General features: G+C 63.1%; 17 protein-coding genes and 1 pseudogene. 14 read left to right on the top strand and 4 right to left on the bottom strand.

Annotated elements, in window-relative coordinates; translation table 11 throughout:
- Positions 1-120: 120 nt before the first annotated feature.
- Positions 121-432 carry an alpha/beta fold hydrolase gene (locus tag ACFQL3_RS01415; protein WP_377050749.1) on the top strand — a complete coding sequence of 104 codons (312 nt, stop codon included), beginning with the start codon at positions 121-123 and terminating at the stop codon, positions 430-432.
- 18 nt (positions 433-450) lie between these two features.
- On the opposite strand, the gene ACFQL3_RS01420 is transcribed toward ACFQL3_RS01415, so the two are convergent.
- Positions 451-747, bottom strand: a complete 297-nt coding sequence (locus ACFQL3_RS01420; protein ID WP_377050751.1) for a hypothetical protein — start codon at positions 745-747, stop codon at positions 451-453.
- Between the two features lie 316 nt (positions 748-1,063).
- On the opposite strand from ACFQL3_RS01420, the gene ACFQL3_RS01425 reads away from it, so the two are divergent.
- Both ACFQL3_RS01425 and ACFQL3_RS01430 read left to right on the top strand, forming a co-directional pair.
- The gene (locus ACFQL3_RS01425) at positions 1,064-1,690 is read left to right on the top strand and encodes an IS607 family transposase (RefSeq protein WP_377050753.1); all 627 of its coding nucleotides are present in this window, start codon (positions 1,064-1,066) and stop codon (positions 1,688-1,690) included.
- A complete protein-coding gene (locus tag ACFQL3_RS01430) occupies positions 1,683-3,404 on the top strand; it encodes a zinc ribbon domain-containing protein (protein ID WP_377050755.1) in 1,722 nt (573 codons plus the stop codon). The genes ACFQL3_RS01425 and ACFQL3_RS01430 overlap by 8 nt, the downstream gene beginning before the upstream one ends.
- 157 nt (positions 3,405-3,561) lie before the next feature.
- Here ACFQL3_RS01430 and ACFQL3_RS01435 read toward each other — a convergent pair whose 3' ends face one another.
- Genes ACFQL3_RS01435 through ACFQL3_RS01445 form a run of 3 tightly spaced genes read right to left on the bottom strand, consistent with a single transcriptional unit; the run spans position 3,562 to position 6,483 of the window.
- A complete protein-coding gene (locus ACFQL3_RS01435) occupies positions 3,562-4,578 on the bottom strand; it encodes an NAD(P)-dependent oxidoreductase (RefSeq protein ID WP_377050757.1) in 1,017 nt (338 codons plus the stop codon).
- Positions 4,575-5,387: a sugar phosphate isomerase/epimerase family protein gene (locus ACFQL3_RS01440; RefSeq protein WP_377050759.1), complete on the bottom strand. Its 813-nt coding sequence runs from the start codon at positions 5,385-5,387 to the stop codon at positions 4,575-4,577. Before ACFQL3_RS01440 ends, ACFQL3_RS01435 begins: the two co-directional genes overlap by 4 nt.
- 1 nt (position 5,388) lies before the next feature.
- Positions 5,389-6,483: a TrmB family transcriptional regulator gene (locus ACFQL3_RS01445; RefSeq protein WP_377050761.1), complete on the bottom strand. Its 1,095-nt coding sequence runs from the start codon at positions 6,481-6,483 to the stop codon at positions 5,389-5,391.
- A gap of 412 nt (positions 6,484-6,895) precedes the next feature.
- On the opposite strand from ACFQL3_RS01445, the gene ACFQL3_RS01450 reads away from it, so the two are divergent.
- From ACFQL3_RS01450 to ACFQL3_RS01500, 11 genes and pseudogenes are all read left to right on the top strand, one after another.
- The gene (locus tag ACFQL3_RS01450; RefSeq protein WP_377050763.1) at positions 6,896-8,218 is read left to right on the top strand and encodes an ABC transporter substrate-binding protein; all 1,323 of its coding nucleotides are present in this window, start codon (positions 6,896-6,898) and stop codon (positions 8,216-8,218) included.
- Between the two features lie 23 nt (positions 8,219-8,241).
- Entirely contained in the window at positions 8,242-9,132 is an 891-nt protein-coding gene (locus ACFQL3_RS01455; RefSeq protein WP_377050765.1) for a carbohydrate ABC transporter permease, read from the top strand.
- Between the two features lie 4 nt (positions 9,133-9,136).
- Entirely contained in the window at positions 9,137-10,048 is a 912-nt protein-coding gene (locus ACFQL3_RS01460) for a carbohydrate ABC transporter permease (protein WP_377050767.1), read from the top strand.
- A 1-nt stretch (position 10,049) separates the two neighbouring features.
- Complete coding sequence (locus ACFQL3_RS01465; RefSeq protein WP_377050769.1) at positions 10,050-11,186, top strand: ABC transporter ATP-binding protein; 1,137 nt, start codon at positions 10,050-10,052, stop codon at positions 11,184-11,186.
- Positions 11,183-13,285, top strand: coding sequence for an MGH1-like glycoside hydrolase domain-containing protein (locus ACFQL3_RS01470; protein WP_377050771.1), 2,103 nt, complete (start codon positions 11,183-11,185; stop codon positions 13,283-13,285). Before ACFQL3_RS01465 ends, ACFQL3_RS01470 begins: the two co-directional genes overlap by 4 nt.
- The gene (locus ACFQL3_RS01475; protein WP_377050773.1) at positions 13,278-14,441 is read left to right on the top strand and encodes an ABC transporter ATP-binding protein; all 1,164 of its coding nucleotides are present in this window, start codon (positions 13,278-13,280) and stop codon (positions 14,439-14,441) included. The genes ACFQL3_RS01470 and ACFQL3_RS01475 overlap by 8 nt, the downstream gene beginning before the upstream one ends.
- 19 nt (positions 14,442-14,460) lie before the next feature.
- Complete coding sequence (locus tag ACFQL3_RS01480) at positions 14,461-15,861, top strand: glucoamylase (RefSeq protein ID WP_377050775.1); 1,401 nt, start codon at positions 14,461-14,463, stop codon at positions 15,859-15,861.
- Between the two features lie 16 nt (positions 15,862-15,877).
- Positions 15,878-17,239 (top strand): glycerate kinase type-2 family protein, encoded by a 1,362-nt coding sequence (locus ACFQL3_RS01485; RefSeq protein WP_377050777.1) that lies wholly within the window; start codon positions 15,878-15,880, stop codon positions 17,237-17,239.
- A 391-nt stretch (positions 17,240-17,630) separates the two neighbouring features.
- Positions 17,631-17,951: pseudogene (locus ACFQL3_RS01490) on the top strand (hypothetical protein); the annotation flags it as partial.
- Positions 17,948-18,832, top strand: coding sequence for a DNA primase (locus tag ACFQL3_RS01495; protein WP_377050779.1), 885 nt, complete (start codon positions 17,948-17,950; stop codon positions 18,830-18,832). The pseudogene ACFQL3_RS01490 and the gene ACFQL3_RS01495, both read left to right, overlap by 4 nt.
- Complete coding sequence (locus ACFQL3_RS01500) at positions 18,829-20,376, top strand: primase-associated protein (RefSeq protein WP_377050781.1); 1,548 nt, start codon at positions 18,829-18,831, stop codon at positions 20,374-20,376. Before ACFQL3_RS01495 ends, ACFQL3_RS01500 begins: the two co-directional genes overlap by 4 nt.
- Positions 20,377-20,553 lie beyond the last annotated feature (177 nt).

Genomic DNA, 20,553 nt, shown 5'->3' on the forward strand with positions numbered 1-20,553 from the left:
GATGCACTGTACGATCGCTCGGTCGAATCACTCCTGAACGTCCCTGTATCAGACGAATGTGTAGACTCGACGGGCGGCCGGACCCACCTGCTCACTGCTGGTGATCCCTCCGCGTAGCCAGTGATCGTCTTTCAAGGGGGCAACGTGACGACCCCGGTGATCTTGTCCTGGGTACAGAAGGTGGCTGATGACTACTATCTCATCGCGCCGGATACCCCAGGCCAACCTGGAAAGACGGCTGTCGATATGTCCGCCAATCTCGGGCCGTGGGTCGTTGAGGTCCTCGACGAACTGGGACTCGACAGCGTGGCAATGCTTGGAATCTCCCACGGTGCCGGAATCGCTTTGGAGGCTGCTGTCGAAGCACCGACCCGGATCAACGCCGCTGCGTTGATCGCCCTCTCCGGCTTTGGAACGTCGCTCTCTCTCTGAATCTCGTGCGGATTATTCTCAGATAATAAATTCGAGATCGAAGAAGGGAGCGGCGACGACGCACAGCAAAACGAGGATTGCCGCGAAACGGAGTACGCCTACCGCCTGTAGCTGGGTCTCTGGGAGGGACTCGGCGATTCCGGACAACGCAGTTCCGACGATAATAAATAGTAACCACCGGGTTTCGCCAGCGTCGCCGACGCTCCAAGCATACACGAACATGCACAAGAAAGTAAGCGACACGCCGAACTGAAAGAGTGCCATAGGACGGCCTTGTGGCTCGTTGAACAGCACCTCGCTGATATAGGGGACCATAAGCGACGCGTTCCTGCTTAAGATACAAAATAATTCCTCAACGCGATCCCAGTAAAACATCCTCTCTCATGCTACGCGATTCCTCTGCAGAGACGGTAGGTGACATACTGCGAGATGCGCAGTCTTCAGCGAACAGCTGTTTTGGAGGAGAATATGTCTGAAGAAGAGGATTTCAACAAAGCCCTGTATTCCAAAATTCAGCCCAACGACTGTTGCGCGTGGTTAGCTGGCATAAAATTGCGAATTGATGGGGTAGTGTAACTGTTACAGATCCCAGTATCTATAAGTAACTACCAGTAGTAAACAGTAACATCAGATGCCACGGTCGTACTCAATTGGCGAGTTCGCAGAGGAACTCGGTGTTCACGCTCAAACCGTCAAACGCTGGTGTCGGAACGACGACCTCGATTACACCCGAACACCGGGCGGTGAACGACGTATTCCACACCGGGAACTCCGTCGACTTGCTGGTGATACTCGTCCGACAGACCGTGTTGCACTCTACGCTCGTGTCTCCAGTCACGGCCAGAAAGACAACGGCGACCTTGACCGGCAACTCGACCGACTTACAGACTACGCCCACGAACACGGGTGGAGCGTCGAAAACACCTACACCGACGTTGGCAGTGGCCTCAACGAAGACCGTCGTGGCCTCAACTCACTCCTTGATGACGTACGAGAAGCCAACTATGGACGCATTCTCGTCACTTACGAAGATAGACTTACTCGCTTTGGCTTCTCGTATCTCGAACGGTACTTCGAGTGTTACGGTGCCACCATCACCGTTATCGAAGACGAGACGGACAAATCAGCACAGGAAGAACTCGTTGATGACCTCATCAAGCTCGTCGCCAGCTTCTCCGGCAAACTCTACGGTATGCGTTCGTCAAAAAAACAACAGATCGTCAACACCGTCGAATCCGAGGTGAAACCCGATGAGTGACCACCTCTCGCTCCCGATTCGCCTCCCAGATGAGGACAAAAAACGATTCGAGCGACTGGCAACACTCACACAGAGTGTCGCCAATCATGTCCTCAAAGATCACTGGTCGCCAGTCCATCTAGACGGCATTTCCGAGGCATCGCATCAAGCGTGGAAATACTTCGATGAACACGAACCGTTCGAAGAACTTGGCCTGTATCTTCCCTCGCGGTTTCGACGGTGCATCTTGCAGAAAGTCGGTGAAACGCTCCGCAGTCACGCCGACCGCCGAGACGCCTTTCAGTCCATCCAGTGCGTGTTGCCCGACCACAAAATCCGACGCATCCACCGTCGTCGCATCAAAGATCAGCTCTGGGAGGGCGGCGACTACCTCTCGTCAGGCTACGTGGACATCCTCATCGACCAACTCAACAGCTACTACGACCGCCACGGCACGTATCCAAACAGGTATCTTGAGATGCAGGACTCCCCGGAGTATGACAACGGAGTACTTCCGTTCTCTGCGGATGACGGCCCAACCAGCGGCCAAGCCGTCAAATACCAGTACGACTCCAGTAGCGAGACGCTGACCATCCGACTCAAAACGCCAGACACACTTTCACCGGAGACACGGGGCGATTGGTCGTGGACAGAGTACGAGCGCGACGGCTACGAGGCATTTCACGATCTACTTTCCTACGGCGATCTCTCGGCTCCCGAGTTCCAGCCGTCTCGTCGCAAAACTGGTGACGCCTACTACGAACTTTCGTTCCCCGTCGAAGTTGAACACGCAGAGGCGACTGACGGCACAGACTGCGTACTGGCGCTCGACGCCGGGATGCGAAAAGACATGACTGCCGTGGTGGTGACTGACGACGGCGAACAACTGTCCACGCCACAGTTCATCCAGTTCACTGACCGCGAGAAGATGCGACGACTCCACCGTGAACGAACGCGCCTGAACGACCGCCTTGCCGCGTTGCGCCGTGACGGTCGCTCGCATACTGACGAGTTCGCTCATATCCAGAGCGAATACGAACGGGTGAACAACAAGATTCGACACAAGCGCGAGCAATTGACACACGACGTGGCCAACCAAGTCCTCGCACTCGCCCTCGTCTACGACGTGGACGCGATAGTTCACGAGGATTTGCGCTCGCTTTCTCCGCCGAGTGGCGAAGGCGCGTTGTCGTGGGAGCTGTCGTCATGGGCACGACGGAACATCATCGAGAACATCGAGTATCGGGCAGAGAGTGCTGGTCTCGCTGTTGAGCGAGTCTACCCGGAGGGAACGAGTCGGTCGTGTCCTCGGTGTGGCTCGACCGGTCACACCTGCAAGTCACCCGATCATCACCACGGACAGTGGTGGGGCGGGCATTTTCGGTGTGATAACGCCCGGTGTGGCTTTGAGGGCGACCGCGACTACATCGGGGCGCTGAACGTGGCTCGCGTGTTCTTCAGCGAGACGGACGAGCTAGACCACGGTTTCACGTCCTCCTATACGGGGGATTCTGAAATCGTGCTAGCTGGCCGTTCCGCTGGCACGCGGCTCACGTTCGGGGCTGGCATCGTTGCCTACGAACCCGAACAGGTAGCGGCGACCGCTGGTGGTGGGTCGGCTGTCATAGCGCCCGCTGTCGCCTTGCCCGAGTCGAATGCGGATGGTAGTGATGGACGTGGCCCAGTCGTCCAACAGTGTACCCGTTTCCTACGGTGTGCTACTGAAAGCTACTGAAAATTGGAACGGTTGAAGTCCGCGAACAGCGTCTACGAGTCGGCTGATTGCATTCTCTATATTCTGGAGGAGAAAACGGACCGTCCGCAAAGATCGCTCTAAGTAGTGCTCCACCGCGGCGTCGCTCGGTAGCGCGAGGCCCACCGATTGCCGTGTGTCACTCGGTCGCTCGGAAGTGAGCATCGAGGCGTTTGGCCCACGATTCGTTGGCGTCGCGCGTTCGACCGGCGATGTGGGGCGTATGGACGACGTTGTGCCGGTCGAGCAGCGGGTCGTCCAGCGGCAGCGGCTCCTCGTCCCAGACGTCGGCAGCCAGCGCAATCTCGTCGTCGAGGACGCGCTCGCGGACCGCTTCCATGTCGATCACGCCCGCGCGGGTGATCAGGACCACAACGCAGCCCTCGGGAAGCGCGTGAACGTGCTCGGCCGTGATCAGCCCCTCGGTAGCGTCGGTCAGGGGGACCGTCGGCGCGAACACCTCGGCGTCCTCGACGAGTGCTTCGAGCGAGTGCACCCGGTCGGCACCCGAGCGGTGGAAACAGGGCTCGTCGGCGTAGGGGTCGTAGGCTGCGACGTCCGCACCCAGCGAGTCGACGGCGTCGGCGTACGTGCTGCCGATGTTTCCGACGCCGGCTATCCTGACGCGGGTGCCGGCGACGGTGCCGTTCGTAAACGCGGGATCGTCCGCGAACTGATGGCCGTTCGCGCCCGGCACCTCGTTGTCGAGCTTTTCGAGGTCCCACGGGGCGTGGCTCTCGATCATCCCGGCGTGCTTTTGTGGGATCTTTCGGAGGGCGTCGATCGTCAGGCCAAGGCCGAACTCGGCAACCGACTGCGCCCAGAACCCCTCGTCGGTGTGGTCATGGACGGCGACGTCGCGGCTCTCGAGGCGCTCGTGTGCGTCGCCGTCGACGGCGTACATCGAGTCGGTCATGACGAACGCCGACTCCAGCGCGGTGAGCTGCTCGGCGTCAGTCTCGGTGACTGGCACGCCCAGCGCCGCGAGTTCGGTTACCTCCCCCGGTTCGTCCAGGACGTCGACGAGCCGATCCGGTGTCTCGTCGAGGCGCCGAAACTCGACAGAGCCGCGCTCGGCCCACAGCTCCCGGAGGTGATCGGCCGCGAGCGGCCAGACGTCATCGAACAGCGGGCCGACGACGATCGTCCGGGTCATCGTCGGTCACCCTCGTCCTCGAAGAGGAACGTTATAGTGTCGAGCATGTCCGCGGGCATGCGCTCGGGGAACGACGAGTAGGCCGGCACCTCTACGGTGATCCAGCCGTCATAGCCGATCGTGTCGAGGGTGTTAAGCGTGCGCTCCCAGTTCACGTCACCCTGGGGCGGGTAGGTGACCCGGTGGGCGTCCGTGAGCCAGTCTTTGACGTGGATCTTCGCGATGCGGCCATCGAGTGTATGCAGCCACCGGCTCGGTAGTCCCGAACGGAGCGCGTTCCCGACGTCGAAGTACGCCCCGACCGGGCCGGCGTCCTCGACGTCGTCGAGAAACGCCGCGAACTCGTCGGGAGAGGGCAGGAAGTTGTTCTGTACGTTCTCGATTGCTACGCCGACGCCACAGTCAGCTGCGTAGCTGGCGAGCTTGCGAACCGACTGGACGGCGCGCTCGTAGTCGGCGTCGTAGGTCATGCCGTCTTCGATCACGGCAGGGACTATCAGTACGTCTTCGGCGTCTAGCGCCGCCGCGGCGTCGATCATGTCGCGGCTGATCTCAAGACCGATCTCACGCAGTTTCTCGTCAGCGCTCGAGAGTGGGTACTCCCAGTGGCTGATCGTCGAGATAGCGGGCACCTCCAGGCCGTGGGTTTCGACCACCTCAGCTACTTTTCGGCGTCCCGCCTCGGTCGTCAGGGGGCCGTCGCGCTCGACGTTCGGTTCGATGCCGTCGTAGCCCGTCGCGGAGAGAATCGAGCAGGTTTCCTCGAACTCGTCGGACGGGAAGCCGGCCTGGTTGAGTCCGTAGCGCATTTCAGTTCCCTTCCTCCGACCAGCCCTCGGGCTGATCGAGTACGATCCGGGTCGCCTCGATGTCTTCGAGGGTCGCACCACGGCCGCCGATACCGTACTCCCGACCGTCGGCTTCGAGTACGATCGTCGCCTGGCCGGCGAGCTGTGTCAGTGTCAGGGAGCCGTCGTCGTTCGGTGGGGCTGCCGAGATGATCTCGGTGATCTCCCCCGAGAGGTTGACATCCTCGCCCGTCTGGAGGTCGAACCCGTTAACGGTGGCTGGGATCGCTGTCTCGTCGTTGACGATCGGCGCAATGTCCTGGACACACTCGCGGACGTTGACATACTCCAGTTTCGTGCCCTCCGCGACTGAGTCGTAGACGTGTGGCCAGGTCCCCCAGAGTGCGCCCTGGAAGTACCAGTGGAACACGTACGTCAGGGTAAGATCGTCGATGATAATGCCGTACTGATCGGTCGGGTGGGACTGCGAGGAGAAGAACGTGTGTGAACGGTCGATCAGTGCGGTGAACGGTGCCGGGAGCGTTCGGTGGCGGACCTCGGTGGCAACGTCCGCGAACTCCATCTCGTCGACGGCGTGGGGATCCTCCAGCCCCGTCGCCACGCAGAGCTTGACGAACACGCCGCGGTCGATGGCGTCTTCGAGCGCCGGTCGGACCGCCTCGAACTGCGACGGCGAGACTGCGATCTGGATCCGGCTTGTCGCGTCCTCGGCCGCGGCTCTGAACTGCTCGACGACGGAGTCGAATCGCTTGACGATCGAAATCTTGTGGCCGCTGATCTCGGGGCGCTCCCAGCGATCCTCGATCGCCTCCGCAGTCGTCGCGAGCTTGTTCGCGCGCTGCTGGAGGTCCGACATCACCTCCGAGGGATCGCGCGGCCGTGCCGACAGCGTCGAATCCTGCTCGAACGTCTCGACGTAGTCGTCGCGTTCGAGGTCCTCGATGACATCGTAGATCCGGGATTTCGGGATGCCCGTCTGCTCGGCGATCTTGACGGCGGGCGCTGTACCCCGCTCCAGCACTGCGAGGTACGCGTCGGCCTCGTACTGGGAAAGCCCGGCTTCCCGTAACCCGTCGCGGAGCTCGTCCTCGTCCATTATCGCACCTCTTGGTAGCAAAGGGACTTAGATGCCGTGCCGGTCGCGGTCGGAGGAGCTGGGCAATCAGTATTCACTGTAGTAACCAACTAGTAGCAAATGTATATATGTTTGCGTTAGATAGCCGCCCTTTGAGCAGCATCTTGGCGTTCACCTCCGTCACACCGTCATGGGGTACACGCACGATTAGCCGCCGACGTGGGATCTGCAGCGCGGAGCAACCGGGCGACGCTATTGCAGTGGGCGGGTCCCAGCGGATGGACGATGCTGGCGCTTGATACCGGGGAGTTTCGGACCGTTCTGCTGTGCTATTCGGCCGGTTTCGATCGTAAGTGAATTGAGTAGTTACTCTAGTGAATACAGTGGCCCAAAGATTTAAGTGGTTGTTCCATACATTTGATGATGGATAACCATGACAGATCCGAAGACCGGACGCGAACGGCGAACGGTGCTGAAAGGGATCGGCGCAGCGATGCTCGCCGGTGGACTAGCGGGCTGCATAGGTGGGGGCGGAGACGATAACGAAGACACCGAGACGACGTACTGGACGACGCAGGTCGAGCAGGATCGCCAGGAGGTGATCGAGGGCCTGATCGAGAGCTTCGAGTCCGAGAGCGACGGAACGATCGACCTGGTCCCCGTCGAGGAGGGGGACCTGCCGACCCAGATCTCTTCGGCGACCGCATCGGGGACGCTACCCGCGTTCGGCGAGTGGGGGCTCGACCCCATGCAGAACCTCGGGAGCGAGGACCTGCTATCGACGGAGTCGGCGGAATCAGTCGTCGATAGCATCGGGCGCGACGACTTCGCCGAGGGCGCGCTATCGCTCGCGACCTCAAGCGACGGGAACCTGCTGGCCGTGCCGGCACACGGCTGGGTGCAGGGGTTCTGGTACCGCCAGAGCGCATTCGACGATGCGGGGCTGGACGCGCCGACCACCTGGGACGCCATACTCGACGCCGCGGAGACGCTACATGACCCGGACAACGATGAGTACGGCATCGTCGTCGGCTCCGACGAGACGCCGTTTGCGCGGCAGTGTTTCACCCCTTACGCTCGCTCAAACGGCGCGCGAGTGTTCAACAGCGACGGGGAAATCGTGTTCGACAGCGACGCGATGGTGGAGGCGCTCGAGTTCTACGGCTCGCTGGCGGAGTTCAGTCCGCCCGGTGCCAACACGTTTGAGACGGCTAACAACACGTACCTCAACGAGCAGTGTCACATGATCATGTACTCGTCGTACATCATGGGCGACGTTTCGAGCAACACCGATGGGATGGCGGACGACACGGCGTTCGCACCGTACATCGAGCGCGATCGGCGCAGCTCGTTTGGCCAGCTCGTCCTGTTCAACATCCTCGATACGGCCTCGGACGCCAATCGCGAGACCGCCGAAGCGTACGTCGAGCACGTGCTCAGCGGCGACCAGTATGTCGACTTCCTGCACATGGCTCCCGGCGGAATGAACCCCGTGCTCACGTCGACGGCCGAGAGCGAGGCCTACCGCGACAACGAGACGCTCCAGGAGTGGGGCCAGGAGACACTGAGTAACATCTCCGGGGCGTTCGACAACATCGAGCGGTTCGGCTACGTCGACGGCCAGATGATCCCCGCGTTCGGCGACATCACGAGTCGCAGCCTCATCGCGCAGGCGGTCAGGCGCGTCTCCGAGGGCGAGGATGCCCAGACGGTCGCGGACGATGTCGCCAGCGAGATGCGCGACGTCATCAACTGACTCCCCCGTAGCTATTTCGAACTATGATCTCACTAACCCGTAGCGGCGATCGAACGATCGAGGAGAAGGAGGCGTTGCTGGGGTACGCGCTGATCGCACCGGCGTTACTGTTGATCGCTGCTGTGATCCTCTATCCGGTGCTGTACAACGTCTACCTGAGTTTCACCATCGTACCGCTGCGGCCGGACGAGGCGCCACAGTGGATCGGACTGCAGCACTATTACGATCTGTTCGGCAGCAGCGCGTTCTGGTCGGCGCTCCGGACGACGATCATGTTTACGTTCTTCAGCACGACCCTGGCAACGCTCGGCGGCCTCGGGGCCGCGTTGCTGTTCAATCGCTCGTTCCGGGGTCGTCGGTACCTCCGTGGAATGGTGCTGTTGCCCTACGTCGCGCCGCTGATCTCGGTTGCCTTCGTCTGGCGGTTCATGCTCGACCCGCTATACGGCGTCCTCCCGTTCCTGGGCAGCGACGTGTTAGGGCTGTATGCCGGCCAAATAGACATTCTGAGCAACGGCGACACCGCGATCTGGGCGGTGATCCTCATTGACGCCTGGCGATACTTCCCGTTCGCGTTCTTGATGCTGATCGCGCGCGTGCAGGCGATTCCCGGCGACATGTACGAGGCAGCGAAGATCGACGGCGCCTCAAAGTTCGCGCAGTTCAAGGACATCACGCTCTCGGAGCTGAAGTACATCCTGGCGACGGTGTTCTTGCTGCGGTGGATCTGGAACTTCAACAAGTTCGCGGATATCTGGCTACTAACCCGTCGCGTCGAGACGCTACCGATCTACGCGTACCAGGTGGCGTTCGCAAACTACGATCACGGACAGGCGGCCGCGATCTCGATGGTGCTATTCGTAGCGCTCATCGTGTTCGTCCTCGCGTACGTCGCCTGGGCGCTGGACTGGTGATACGATGAGTACGAAACAATCCACTTACCGACACGTCGTCGACTCGTTCAAGACTGCGCTCGGGCTCAGCGAGAGCACGCTCGAGACGTCACTCGCCGAACGCGTCGTGTTCTACGTCGCGCTCGGGCTGACGCTACTGATCACGCTGTTCCCGTTCTACTACATGGCGCTGGCGAGTCTGCTACCCGAGTCCAGCCTGTACACGCTGCCGCCGACGCTAATCCCACAGAATCTGACGCTCGAACACTACCGGACCGTGTTCGGGCCGGAGACGTTCCCGTTCCTGACGTACTTCAAGAACAGCTTCGTCATCGCGACGACTACCGCGGGAGCGTCGGTGCTCGTCGCCACGTTCGGCGCGTACAGCTTCGCCCGACTCGACTACCGGGGGCGCGGGATCATGTCCCGTGGCGTCCTGATGGTGTATATGTTCTCGGGCATTCTGCTGGTCGTGCCGATGTTCCAGGTGATCGTCTGGCTCGGCTTCGTCGACTCGCTGGCCAGCCTGTTCATCACGTACCTGGTTCAGACGCTGCCTGTCTCCTTGTACATGCTGGGCAACTACTTCCGGTCGATCCCGGAGGAGATCGAGGAGGCGGCGATCATGGACGGCTACTCGCGGCTAGAAGTGATCTTCAAGATCACGCTGCCACTATCGGCACCCGCGATCGTGGCCGTGTTCTTCTTCACGTTCATGATCGCGTGGAACGAGTACCTGTTCGCCAGCATCTTCCTCCAGTCCCAGAGCGTGTTCACGCTGCCGATCGGCATCGAGGCGCTGTCCTCGAGCTTCCGGCAGGTCTGGGGCCAAATCATGGCGGCGTCGCTGCTGACGAGCATCCCGCTGATCGTGATGTTCACCTACCTGGAGAAGTTCATGGTTGAGGGCCTGACCTTCGGGGCGGTGGAGGGATAACATGGCGACTGAACGCACCCCTACCGCCGCCGACGCCGCGGACGCCGCCTCACTTAGCTCTGACGAGAACTCGGAGGTCCGACTCCGGGGCATCACGAAGCGGTTCGACGACCTCGTCGCAGTCAAGGACCTCGACCTGACGGTCCGGGACGGCGAGTTGCTCGTCCTGCTGGGCCCCTCAGGCTGTGGCAAGTCGACGACGCTGCGGATGATCGCTGGACTGGAAGTACCCTCCGAGGGCAGCATCGAGATCGGCCGCGAAGAGGTCACCGAACGGCTGCCCCAGAAGCGGGACCTCTCGATGGTGTTCCAGAGCTACGCGCTGTACCCCCACAAGACCGTTCGGGGGAACCTCGCCTTCCCGCTCGCGAAGATGGACGTCAGCGAGGAGGAGGCCGACGAACAGATCCGCCGGACCGCAGAACTGCTGGAGATCGACGACCTACTGGACAACAAGCCGGGCCAGCTCAGCGGCGGCCAGCGCCAGCGCGTCGCACTGGGACGAACCATCGTTCGCGAGCCGAAAGCGTTCCTGATGGACGAGCCCCTGTCGAATCTCGACGCCAAGCTCCGGGTCCAGACCCGCTCGGAACTACGCAGCCTCCAGCAGCGCCTCGGCACGACCACCGTCTACGTCACCCACGACCAGGAGGAGGCGATGAGCCTGGCCGACCGGATCGCCGTGATGAACAACGGCGAACTCCAGCAGATCGGGACGCCGAAGGAGGTCTACGAGAACCCGGTCAACGAGTTCGTCGCCGGGTTCCTCGGAGAGCCGTCGATGAACTTCCTCGATCCCGACCGTCTCGAGCGGGGCGACGCCGACGGCTCCGTGACCGGGCTCGACGACCCGTTCTCGGGCACGGCGACCGTCGGCATCCGACCGGAGGACGTGACAATCGCCGAGGAGGGCGGCCAGCAGGCCAGCGCCGGTCGGGCGTACGAGCTCGACGGCGAGGTGCTCGTCGTGGAGCCGCTGGGCAACGCCTACGAGATCGAGGTCGACTGCGGCGGCGATTGGGTCACCGCACGACTGCGCGACCGGCCCGGCGCCGTCAGTTCCGGGTCGACCGTGACGCTCCAACTGCCGGACGACGCAGTCCACCAGTTCGGCGCCGACGGCGAGGTGATCAGATGATCCCGGACGGCTGCGCCCTGGCGGTCCGCGACGGCGCCGTCTGCGTCGTTGGGGAGTACGGAGACGTCCGGTCCGATCGCGCTGAAACTGGCGTGTACGCCAACGACACGCAGTACCTCGGCGAGTTTGAGGTGGCAGTAACCGACCACGACGAGCCCGAGAACGGCTGGGACCGGCTCGACCGGCGGGCCGGTCCGGACGGCGTAACGACCGTGCTGATCGGCGCCGCGCCGGGCGAAGGTCGAGGCGATGCCCGCAAGTTCCTGGTAAAGAAGAATGTCGCCATCGACGGCGACGTGATGACCGTCGAGACGACACTCCGGAACTACACGCCGAAGAAGCGCGTGGTCGACGTCGAACTGACCGCTGCTTCCGACTTCCGGCACGTCTTCGAGTCTCCGGGCTTTTTTACGCCGCGCGACCCGGTCCATCGCGACCTGAGCGCGACGGACTGGAAGGGCGGCAGCCGACTAGCCGGTACGTCGCCGGACGGGACGACCCGAAGCGCAACAGTCCAACTGGCAGGAACGAGCGACAGCACGGCCGAGACGGCAGCCGACGCCGTCCGCACGACGGTCAGCCGGACGCTCAGGATAGCGCCGGGAGAGGAGGCGTCGGTCGTCGCAATGGCACGGTTCGGGCCGACGCGCGGCCGGGTCGACCTGTCCTTCGATCCGTCGGTATCGATGACGTCATACCCTGGACTGTTCGACGCCGCGGCCGACACCCTGCAGGCGCTCTTGCTGCCCGAGGGTGTCCCTGCTGCGGGTGCGCCACGATTCGTCGCGCCGTTCGGGCGGGACGCACTGCTGGTCGGCTTCCAGACGCTGCCGTTCGCCCCGGAACTGACCCGGAGGGTGCTGACCTACTTCGCCGGGCGGCAGGCCTCGACGACCGATCCCGAGACGCTCGCCGAACCGGGCAAGATCCCCCACGAGGGGCGACGGGGCGATCTGCCGGCGCTCGGCCGGTCGATCCGATCGCCGTACTACGGGACGGTCGACGCGACGCCGTTGTTCGCGGCGCTCGTCGCCGCCTACGCTGAGTGGGCCGGCGAGGACGCGATCACCGACGAACTGTACGACGCTGCCCTCGGGGCCGTCGAGTGGACGGTCACGACCGGCGACGAAGACGGATTCGTGTGGTACGAACCACACGACCACAAGCACGGGCTCACCCACCAGGGGTGGAAAGACAGCGACAGGGCAATCGCACGGCCTGACGGCACCCCAGCGACGCCGCCCATCGCGCTCGCGGAAGTACAGGGGTACGCCTACCGCTCGTTCCGCGGCGTCTCCGACCTCGCGGCGGCCCGTGGTGACGACCGGCTTGCGGAGCGGCTGACCGAGCACGCAGAGCGCCTCCGCGAGGCGTTCGATCGGGAGTTCTGGCTGCCTGACGAGAAATGTTACGCGCTCGCGCTCGACGCCGATGGCGCGGTCGACGCCGTCGCCTCGAACCAGGGCCACGCGCTCTGGAGCGGGATCGTCCAACCGGAGCGTGCTGACGACGCGATCGGGAGGCTGTTGGCGCCGGATATGCTAACCGACGCTGGACTCAGAACGTACTCTGCGTCCCACGACGCGTTCGACCCGCTGTCCTACCATCGCGGCAGCGTTTGGCCGCACGATACCAGCATCGCCGCGATGGGCTGTGCGCGCTATGATCGCGCCGACGCCGCCGCGGCACTGGTTGGGCGGGGACTGAACGCACTGGAGACCGGCGCGACCGCCGATCCCGGCCACTGGGGGTTCCCCGAGTTGCTGGTTGGCCTCGACGACGTCGACGTGGACGCGGGCCGGGCCCGCCACCCCGATTCCTGCGAGCCGGCTGCCTGGAGCGCCGGGAGCGCCTTCGGCTTCGCCCAGGCCGCGCTCGGCCTCGGTATCGAGTCGGGGATGCCGACCGTCGAGCCTGTCACTGGCTTCGGCTCCGGGCAAGGGCTCGGAACGACGGAGGTGACGCTCCACTGCCACGGGCGGCGCTACGACGTTCGTCACAGCGGCGATTCGACGGTCGTGACGCCGACAGGGAGGGCGGCGGGCAGGGAAGCGCCCGACGGCGACCACGATCACCCGGAGGTGACTACCGATGGCTGAACTCACGCTACACGACATCACGAAAATCTACGACGACGCCGAAGGAACCGAGACCGCCGTCGACGAAGTGTCCGTGACCGTCAAGGACGGCGAGTTTCTCGTCCTTGTCGGGCCCTCGGGCTGCGGCAAGTCGACGACGCTGCGGATGATCGCCGGCCTGGAGACGGTGACAGAGGGGACGATCGAGATCGCCGACCGAGAAGTGCAACACCTCGCGCCAAGCGAGCGGAACGTGGCGATGGTGTTCCAGAGCTACGCGCTGTACAAGCGCATGACCGCCCGCCAGAACATGGGCTACGGGCTCAAGCATTCGACCGACATGTCGGCCGACGAGCGCGAACGACAAGTGCACGAGAGCGCGGAGATGCTGGGCATCGAGGAGTTACTCGACGACAAGCCCGAGGCGATGAGCGGCGGGCAGAAACAGCGCGTTGCACTGGGCCGGGCGATCGTCCGCGACCCGGACGTGTTCCTGCTTGACGAGCCGCTATCGAATCTCGACGCCAAACTCCGGTCACACATGCGCACGGAGCTCCAGCGCATCCAGTCGGACCTCGACGTCACCGCGGTGTACGTCACGCACGACCAGACCGAGGCGATGACGATGGCCGACCGGATCGCGATCATGAACGACGGCGTCGTCCAGCAGGTCGACCCGCCGGAAGTCGCCTACGATCACCCGAACAACGAGTTCGTCGGCGCGTTCCTCGGCAGTCCGGCGATGAACGTCTTTGACGCCGTCGCCCGCGAGGATGAGGATGGGTACGCCATCGATGTCGGAGGCACTACGCTCGGCAAGGTTCCCCGCGAGGCCCTCGAGGACGACATCGGTGGCGAGTCGGTCCGATTCGGCGTCCGGCCCGAAGATCTCCACCTCGACGAACTGCCCGAGGAAGCGACCGACGGCTCTCGGTTCCCCGCGACAGTCACGGTCACCGAGTATCAGGGGAACGACAACTTCGTCTATCTCGACGTCGGTGACCGGTCGCTGACGGCGCGCGTGCCGCCGGGCATCTACCCCGACCCGGACGACGAGGTGACGGCCCGAATCGCCGCCGAAGACGTCTATCTATTCGATCCGGAGACGACGGCTTCGATCAAGACGCGCGGTGTCAGCGGTGAGCGCACCGACACGCAACCTATCACTCGCGGCTAATCCCCCGCTTTCCCTACCTATGAAACACTCGCAGCAGCCGACGACGGACAGTATCGTTTCCCAGCATGTCGACGCGCCGATCGACGACCCGGCATTCCATCTCGACGTGCTGGACGAGCTGAGTTACGACGCCGACGTTGACGGCGCGGTGCCCCTGGCTAGCGATCCCGACAACCGGTACCCCTACGTCTACCCGCGCGACGTCGCCTCGATCACGCGCGCCTGGCTGACGGCGCTTCGCCACGGCGTCAGGCCGGACGCCTGCCGTAACCGTATTGTCGAGGCGGCCCGCTTTCTGATCGCCGTCGAGGACGACGGCCGGTGGTACCAGCGGTACGGGCTCGACGGCACCGACCAGTCGATCTACCGCCAGGAGGACAACGTCGCCCACGGGATCAGGATCATCTCGCACGTGGTGCTTGCACTTGACGCGTCCGACGACCTCGAATCGGCGGACGAGGCGTTCCTGTCGGACGCAGTCGAGTGTATCGACGCCGCAGTGGGGGTCGCCCGCTCGGAACTGTACGACGCCAACGCCCACCTGATCGAGAGCACGACGAGCATCCACGAGGGAGCCATCGAGTCCGGCTACACGCTGTGGGTGAACTGCGCGTTCCTCGCCGCCGTACAGCAGGCGGCCGACGCGCTCGACCGGATCGAAGCCGCCGGGCGAGCGGGGGATGTCGCCCGAACCGAGAATAGGGCTGGAGGCGTTGATACGGGCGCCCTCGACGACATCGCCGAGCGGGTCGACGAGCTTCGATCCCTGCTGGAACCGGGCATCGAGCGCTGCTTCGCCGTCGACGGGACCCCCGTGCCGCGCCGGTACACCCCCGACGGCGAGCGCGACGAACGCCCGGATATTACGCTGCTCGCACCTGCCTACTTCGGGCTCGAAGAGGTGTTCGGCGAGCACATCGAGCGGGCGGGCGAGCGGGCGGTAGCGAGCCTTCAGGACCCGCGACTTGGCGGGCTTCAGCGGTTCCGCGGTTTCCACCGCGATCACGACGTCCACCAGCACGGCGGCAACGGACCGTGGATGCAGTACACGGCCTGGCATGCGCAGTTCCGCTACGACCGTGGCGAGCGCGAGCAGGGCGACGAGGTGCTCTTGACGATCACCGGCCACGCCGACGCGGCGGGTCACATTCCAGAACACCTCTCGACGCGCGAGCGCTTCGAGCAGTTCGTCGAACAGGAGTGGGATACGGGCATGGACTTCGAGAAGGAGTTCGACAACGACGTGCTCCGGGACGTTCCGTTCGACCGCATCGCGGAAGAACTGGGCCACATGCGCACGGCGTACAACGAGATGGCAGCCGCCCTCGAGAAGCGAGACGTCATCTCCTTCGCTGCGCCGCTAGCGTGGTGTCACGCCGAGTTCCTGACGGCACTGCTCAAGCGCGAGGCGCAGTCCTGATCCGCACACCTGACGTATGAACGCACACAGGATTTCCATCGAGAATCGATCGGCGCTGGCGTCCAGCGACGCTGCAGACGTCGCGCTGGACTGTCTCACCGCCGGGATCGAGGCGGCTCATCCTCGGACCGTCGTCAGCGATACGCTGTCGCTCGACGAGGCCGTACTGGCAGTGAGGAGCGTCGACGGCGCTACCGCGACATACGAGCTCGACACCTACGAGCGGGTTCTCGTGCTCGGCGGGGGAAACGCCGCTGGGCACTTTGCCGCAGCGCTCGAAGCGCTGCTGGGCGAACGCATCGACGGCGGTGCCGTGGTGACGGACGATCCCGTCGAGACCGAACACGTCGAGGTGCTTCCGGGCGATCATCCCGTGCCAAGCAAGCGCGGCGTCGAGAGCGCCGCCCGTGTCCTCGATCTGGCTGACTGCGTCGGATCGGACGACCTCGTGATCGGCTGCATCACGGGCGGAGGCAGCGCACTGCTTCCCGCACCTGCGGGCGAGCTATCACTTGCTGACCTCCGGACAACGACGGATGCCCTGCTGGCCAGCGGAGCGCCGATCGAGGAGATCAACGCCGTCCGGAAACACCTCTCGGCGATCAAGGGTGGACGGCTTGCCCGCGCTGTGGCACCGGCGACCGTCGTCGGACTGGCGATCAGCGACGTCGTCGGCGACGATCCCGCAGTGATCGCCAGCGGGCCGCTCTCACCGGATTCGACGACGTTCCGGGACACGCTCGACGTGCTCGACCGCCGTGACGTCGATGTCCCGGACCCGGTTCGCGAGCACCTCCGTGCGGGCGCAGGCGGTGATTTTCCCGAAACGCCAACGGCGGACGACACGTCGTTCGATCGCGCTGCGGTGCACGTCGTGGCGAGTGCACACACTGCGTTGGATACCGCCCGCGAGGTTGCGACCGAGCACGACTACGAGACGATGGTCCTCTCCGCTCGCGTTCGAGGAGAGGCCCGCGAGGCCGCGAAGACCCACGCCGCCGTTGCTGAGGAGATCGCTACAATGGGCGACCCGATCGAGACGCCCGCGATCGTCCTCTCGGGGGGCGAGACGACCGTCACGCTCGGCGACGACTACGGACAGGGGGGGCCGAATCAGGAGTTCGTCCTGAGCGGAGCGGTCGAACTCGGTGTCCCAGCAGTCGTCGCCGCGGTCGACACAGACGGGATCGACGGTGCGACCGATGCCGCCGGCGCCATAGCGGACGCCGACACTGTCGACGATACGGCGGCCAGAGACGCACTCAGCCGGAACGATGCCTATCCGGTACTCGAGAACGCCACCGCCTTGCTCAGAACGGGAGCGACCGGAACGAACGTCAACGATCTACGGGTACTCGTGGTCGAAGAAAGACAGTAGATAGCGGAGTGGCGTCGGCATTTTGATAATCGGATTGGGATCCCGTCTTTCCGTTCGGCGAGGTCGACGTCCAACCCCTCCTCGATCGTGCCGGGGTTGTGGTCTCAAAGTTCCGTCCCGCGGCAATTAATTGGTCCCGTATTTCGCCATTCGCCATCCGCGCACACCTCCTTTTGATCTCAGTGAATTGGTCGGAGCCGACCAATATGATCCAGTCGTCGAACTGCGGGCGGAGTTGGTCGCCAATTCGTCGGACGCTGTCCGTCGATTCGACGAGTGGCTGGAACGTGTTTCTGTCCCCTTCGAACCGCTGGTCTTCGAGATCACTGACGACTGACTGGACGGCCCGGTGGGCAGCAGTTTTGTCTTTGTCGACATTCACCAGTAGGTCGATGTCGCCGGATTCGACGCGGGTGGTGAACTCGTCTGGGTCGGGGAAGCAGAACTCCCGAGCAATAACACCCACGCACCGGTCAACGATTACGAGAAGCTGCGGTCGGTAGACGCAGACGCAATCTGGGCGTTCAACAACCGAGAGACGGCCGTCGAAGTGCTGGACCGACTGGCCGACGCGGACCGGCTCGAAGAGAGCGTCAGCGGACGGGACGCCCGGTCGTTCTCGACGATCCAAGACGCTGTGGCGGACTTCGATGCAGCGGGGATGACCACCGTTCGAGGGTTCAAGAATCTCGATCGGGAGGTCAACCAATGACGTGGCGACAAGCGACTTGCGAGGAGATATACGCGTACTACGCCGAGGAGTTCCCCCGCTACATCGACAACCTCCCCGGATTCATTACGTCGACCGGCCCGAAACAGTACGCCGTCGCCTTTCGAGAGCCGCACCCGGTTCGCAAAGACGCCGTCCCTGACAAGGACTTCATCCGCCGGGATACGTGGCAGACGGATGCATCCGGGGAACGGATGATCCCCGAATTCGGCGACTTCGAGGACGTTGTGGAGTTCATTCGGCACCCGGCTCGCAGCGACCCCCTCGGCCGAAGCAAGTTCGCGCTCGCTGACCCGGAGGTACTGGAGCAACCGGATCCACGGCCCGACGCCGTCTACTACGCACTGGATCACTGGGAGCGGCCGTGGGTTCTCCTGATCGATATCGACGCGAAAGAGATCGCCAGGGACCGAGCAGCGGACATGGTCTCGGAGGACCTCGGCAACCGGGACGACGATGCGCTCCTCGACGCCGCAGGGATCCTCGACGCCGCTCCCGAGGGGTATCCGTATGCCTTCGAGGATGTCGACCGCGCCATCGAGTACGGGTTCGAGGTGCGCGACATCTTTGCGGACGACTTCGACGCCGAGGAGACGATGGTCGTATACAGCGGGCAAGGTGTCCATGTCTACCTTCTAGATACCGACTCCGCACATCGGTACGACGAACAGAGTCGCGAAGTGTTGAACGACCTCCTCCTCGAGACCTACGAGATTCCCATCGACCCCGTCGTGACGGCCGACCGCCGGCGTGTCGCCCGCCTGCCTTACTCGCTTCACGCCGACGTCTGCAGCATCGTCCAACCCATCGAGAGCCCGGAGTTCGACGTCCGGTCGGCGACGCCCAAGGTGATCGACGAATGAGTCCCAGTACGCCTACCGAGGACGAGGACATGGCGTATCGAGTTGCGGCACTCCCGCTGGAGAACGGTGATACCCGTATCAACCAACTGTTTACGCGTGGCTACAACCGATACGTCGTCGACGGTGAGGATCAACCCGAGGACCTTGTGAACGATATCGAGCGGTTCGGGACGGCCGCGTTCAAAGAGCAGGTTCGCGCCGACGCCGCCGAGGAACCGTTCGTCGACGAACCAGGGACCCTCGCCGTGCTCGCCACGTTAAGCGCGACCTGTGTTAAGAAGCATCCGAAGTTCGAGCACGCATCGGCCCGGAACATCCAGGTGCTCTACGATATCCGGGAGCTGTACGTCAACAACCTCGCCTCACTCATCCGCGCCCACGGCGATGGGTCGCTCCAGCAGGACATCGCCGACGTCCTGTACAGCAAAGAGCCCGGCGAGGATGGCCCGCATCCGGGACGGGTCTGTACGGGCATCGCAGAGATGCCGGAGTTCGGGGATGGTCTGTACCTCGAAATCCCGATGGCGGCGGCGTCACGGAACTGTCTCGTTCGGGAGGGCGAGGCATCGACGGGGATTGACGACGGCGAGGAGATACTGACGCGAGTGAAAGACAACCACCTGTACGTCCCGGTCGGTGATTTCGACAGACAGTATCGTGACTACGCTGAGCGGGCGTTCAAGAAGCTCTTGCGGGTGCAGGAGGACGGCCTCTCTGACGACCAGCTAACGTGGTTGACCACGAACGAGTCCGCGATTACGGAGCGGATCGACCGCTTCCTTGAGACGGGCCATCACGAACGGATCTGGCGGAACTGGGATCGTGGCGAACGAACGATCCGCGTGCTCAGACGAGCCCTGAGTGAGGCCCCCGACGACGTCGCGCAAACGGGAGAGTTCCACACCGCGAAAGAACTCTACCGGGCGGTCGACGCGTACGATACCGATGACGACTGGGAATCCTCCGTAACGGACTGGATCTCGAGTCCGAGCAGTCTCGCGAAGACGCTGGCCGACCACGAATCCCACTCGGCCGTCACGATCGACCGCGACGGGCGCGTCAACACGTACCGGATCGGGCGAGCCGGGGCCGGCGCAGAACAGATCGAGGGGCGGGAGATCGAGGACCTCTTCGAACTTCCCTGTATGGCCAATATGGAGGAGCGGTTGCACGAGAAGAAGCCGGTGCGGAAGGACCTCTACAACTTCGCGCGAATGGTGATGTGGCTCCCGCAGTATCAGGACCGCAGCCTCGACGAGATCGTCGCGGACCTCAAGAACGTCTTCTCCCGGTGGCCGTGGTACGACGAGCAGGAGACCGAGTACCAGGTTCGCTACGAGTTCTCGAACACGATCGACGGCGACACGCCGTTGCCGATGAACTGCGACAACGACGATCTGCAGCGCTACTGTATCGGCCAAGACCAGTGCCCTTACTCGATCTGGGGCAGTCTCCCGTTCCCGGATGAGATGTACGAGCAAGTTGACGAGGAATCAGCTGGATCTGCTGAGCAGTTCTTAACCACAGATTTCCTGCTCTGTTGAAACTATCAGTCACTGAAAATTTGTTGTAGCCATGCTGAATACAGGGTGCATATCGCGCATCCACGAGTGGTTATAAATGCGCGGTGTTTACGAACAGTAATCTTTTTTATACCGCTCCAGAAAGTTACACTGTCTTTTCCCGGTCGTAGCTGTAGCACTGTGCTACGTACGACCGGT

The sequence above is a fragment of the Natronoarchaeum sp. GCM10025321 genome (genome assembly GCF_042663585.1).
Classification (GTDB): domain Archaea; phylum Halobacteriota; class Halobacteria; order Halobacteriales; family Natronoarchaeaceae; genus Natranaeroarchaeum.

What these genes read in the sequence shown, in the direction of transcription:
- ACFQL3_RS01420 (WP_377050751.1), bottom strand. Translation starts at nt 747, where the DNA reads ATGGTCCCCTATATCAGCGAGGTGCTGTTCAACGAGCCACAAGGCCGT.
- ACFQL3_RS01425 (WP_377050753.1), top strand. Translation starts at nt 1,064, where the DNA reads ATGCCACGGTCGTACTCAATTGGCGAGTTCGCAGAGGAACTCGGTGTT.
- ACFQL3_RS01430 (WP_377050755.1), top strand. Translation starts at nt 1,683, where the DNA reads ATGAGTGACCACCTCTCGCTCCCGATTCGCCTCCCAGATGAGGACAAA.
- ACFQL3_RS01435 (WP_377050757.1), bottom strand. Translation starts at nt 4,578, where the DNA reads ATGACCCGGACGATCGTCGTCGGCCCGCTGTTCGATGACGTCTGGCCG.
- ACFQL3_RS01440 (WP_377050759.1), bottom strand. Translation starts at nt 5,387, where the DNA reads ATGCGCTACGGACTCAACCAGGCCGGCTTCCCGTCCGACGAGTTCGAG.
- ACFQL3_RS01445 (WP_377050761.1), bottom strand. Translation starts at nt 6,483, where the DNA reads ATGGACGAGGACGAGCTCCGCGACGGGTTACGGGAAGCCGGGCTTTCC.
- ACFQL3_RS01450 (WP_377050763.1), top strand. Translation starts at nt 6,896, where the DNA reads ATGACAGATCCGAAGACCGGACGCGAACGGCGAACGGTGCTGAAAGGG.
- ACFQL3_RS01455 (WP_377050765.1), top strand. Translation starts at nt 8,242, where the DNA reads ATGATCTCACTAACCCGTAGCGGCGATCGAACGATCGAGGAGAAGGAG.
- ACFQL3_RS01460 (WP_377050767.1), top strand. Translation starts at nt 9,137, where the DNA reads ATGAGTACGAAACAATCCACTTACCGACACGTCGTCGACTCGTTCAAG.
- ACFQL3_RS01465 (WP_377050769.1), top strand. Translation starts at nt 10,050, where the DNA reads ATGGCGACTGAACGCACCCCTACCGCCGCCGACGCCGCGGACGCCGCC.
- ACFQL3_RS01470 (WP_377050771.1), top strand. Translation starts at nt 11,183, where the DNA reads ATGATCCCGGACGGCTGCGCCCTGGCGGTCCGCGACGGCGCCGTCTGC.
- ACFQL3_RS01475 (WP_377050773.1), top strand. Translation starts at nt 13,278, where the DNA reads ATGGCTGAACTCACGCTACACGACATCACGAAAATCTACGACGACGCC.
- ACFQL3_RS01480 (WP_377050775.1), top strand. Translation starts at nt 14,461, where the DNA reads ATGAAACACTCGCAGCAGCCGACGACGGACAGTATCGTTTCCCAGCAT.
- ACFQL3_RS01485 (WP_377050777.1), top strand. Translation starts at nt 15,878, where the DNA reads ATGAACGCACACAGGATTTCCATCGAGAATCGATCGGCGCTGGCGTCC.
- ACFQL3_RS01495 (WP_377050779.1), top strand. Translation starts at nt 17,948, where the DNA reads ATGACGTGGCGACAAGCGACTTGCGAGGAGATATACGCGTACTACGCC.
- ACFQL3_RS01500 (WP_377050781.1), top strand. Translation starts at nt 18,829, where the DNA reads ATGAGTCCCAGTACGCCTACCGAGGACGAGGACATGGCGTATCGAGTT.